Source organism: Mycobacterium sp., assembly GCF_049280035.1.
Classification (GTDB): domain Bacteria; phylum Actinomycetota; class Actinomycetes; order Mycobacteriales; family Mycobacteriaceae; genus Mycobacterium.
In genome coordinates this window covers 1-1,863 of the sequence record NZ_JBAPPI010000874.1, presented here as the reverse complement: position 1 = coordinate 1,863, position 1,863 = coordinate 1, and the positions used below count along the sequence as shown (strand labels likewise).

General features: G+C 68.8%; 2 protein-coding genes. One reads left to right on the top strand and one right to left on the bottom strand.

All coding sequences use genetic code 11. The annotated features are described in order from the left end of the window. Positions 1–64: 64 nt before the first annotated feature. Complete coding sequence (locus tag WAN71_RS27830) at positions 65–982, top strand: class I SAM-dependent methyltransferase (protein WP_422228412.1); 918 nt, start codon at positions 65–67, stop codon at positions 980–982. A 13-nt stretch (positions 983–995) separates the two neighbouring features. On the opposite strand, the gene WAN71_RS27825 is transcribed toward WAN71_RS27830, so the two are convergent. Further along, positions 996–1,863 (bottom strand): MBL fold metallo-hydrolase (locus WAN71_RS27825; RefSeq protein WP_422228411.1); only part of this gene is annotated, 868 nt, incomplete at its 5' end.

Genomic DNA, 1,863 nt, shown 5'->3' with positions numbered 1-1,863 from the left:
CCGTAGGGGAGACGGGCGGCGTCCGCGCCTACCGTGGAGAAGAAGCCGCATCCAAGGAGCACACATGGCAAGAACTGACCGCGACACCTGGGATTTGGCCAGCAGCGTCGGCGCTACCGCCACCATGGTGGCCGCCGCCCGGGCGGCGGCCAGCCGACGTCCTCACCCGGTGATCGACGATCCCTTCGCCGAGCCGCTGGTCCGCGCGGTCGGGCTGGATCTTTTCACCAAGGTGGCCGCCGGCGAGCTGGATTTCGACGGCGTCGACGACGGCGCGGGCTTTCCGCGGATGGTCGACACTTTCGCTGCCCGAGCCCGGTTCTACGACGATTACTTCACCGAAGCCAGTGGCGCGGGCGTGCGTCAGGTGGTGATCGTGGCGTCCGGGCTGGACGCCCGCCCGTACCGGCTGTCCTGGCCGGCCGGAACCACCCTCTACGAAATCGATCAGCCCGAGGTCATCGAGTTCAAGACCACCACACTGTCCGAACTCGGCGCTGTACCCGGCGCCGAGCACCGCCCGGTCGGCATCGACCTTCGTGAGGACTGGCCGGCGGCGCTGCAACGCGCGGGCTTCGATCCCCGCCAACCGACGGCGTGGCTGGCCGAGGGGGTGCTCATCGGATTTCTGCCGCCCGAGGCCGAAGTTCGTCTGCTGGATCACATCACCGCGCTCAGCGCGGGGGGCAGCACATTCGCCGCGGACTACGGCTCGGTGCGCGGTCAGACCGAGGAGGAGCAGCGGCAGGCTCGGATCATGACCGACCGCTGGCGCGAACACGGCCTGGATCTGCACATCCCCGACTTGACCTACCCGGGCGAGCACACCGACGTGGCGGCGCACCTGCGGACCGACCGGTGGGACACCGCCACGTTCGTACTGGCCGACCTGTTCGACGCGGCCGGACTGGCGCCGCTGGAGGCCGAAGCACGGGCGGGCGCGCCCGCCTCGATCAGCTTCGTCCGGGCGACCCGGCGCTAGCCGCGGCTGCGCGTCATGAATGCTTGGCGAACCACTCGGCCTGCATCGCCAGCAACCCCATCGCGGGTAATTGCGGTGTGCCCGGGTCGAGTTCGCGATAGCGCTGATAAATGTTGACTACGACGCGCTCGGCGTCCAGCCAGCTCGCGTACTCGCCGAGATCGATGGTGTCGGCCGCCTCGACGAACGACAGGCCCTTGTTGTAGGCGGCTTCGGCCTGCTCGGCGACGTGGACGAGATACCCACGTACCGCGCGAATTCCGTCCGTGTCGGTGACCGGGCCGTGGCCCGGCACCACCGTCGGCGTGTCCAAGGCGATCATCGTGTCGCAGGCCGCAACCCAGTTGGCGATCGGGCCGGCCCACACGATCGGCGTGCAACCGATGAACAGCAGGTCACCGGCGAACAGCACCCCCGCGTCCGGCACGTGCACAACTGAGTCCGCTGCGGTGTGCGCCGGGCCCAGATTCAGCAGGTGCACCTCCCGGCCGCCAACCTCGATGGTCAGCTGGTCGTCGAAGGTTTGGTCGGCGTTGCGCACGGTGATGCCGCCGAAGTCGAAGGGGCCGAACCGTTCTCGCAGATATCCGGTGGCTACCGGACCGAGGTCGGCGGTCTGGGTCATCACCAGCATCTCGGGAGCCATGCCGTGGGCGATCTCTTCGGCGGTGCCCTTGGCGGCGATCACCCGCACCGAGCGGTCCAGCAGTTGATTGCCGTGGGTGTGGTCACCGTTGGAGTGGGTGATCAGCGCGTCGGTGATCGGTGCGCGGTCGGTGACGGGCGCCATCGCGGCCAGCATTTCGCGGGTCAGCGCCAGATCGAATAGCGTGTCGACCAGCAGCGAGGCGCCGTCGCCAGCGACGAGTCCGGCGTTGCTC

Bases quoted from the DNA above. Each gene is read 5' to 3' on its own strand.
- WAN71_RS27830 (WP_422228412.1), top strand. From the start codon at position 65: ATGGCAAGAACTGACCGCGACACCTGGGATTTGGCCAGCAGCGTCGGC.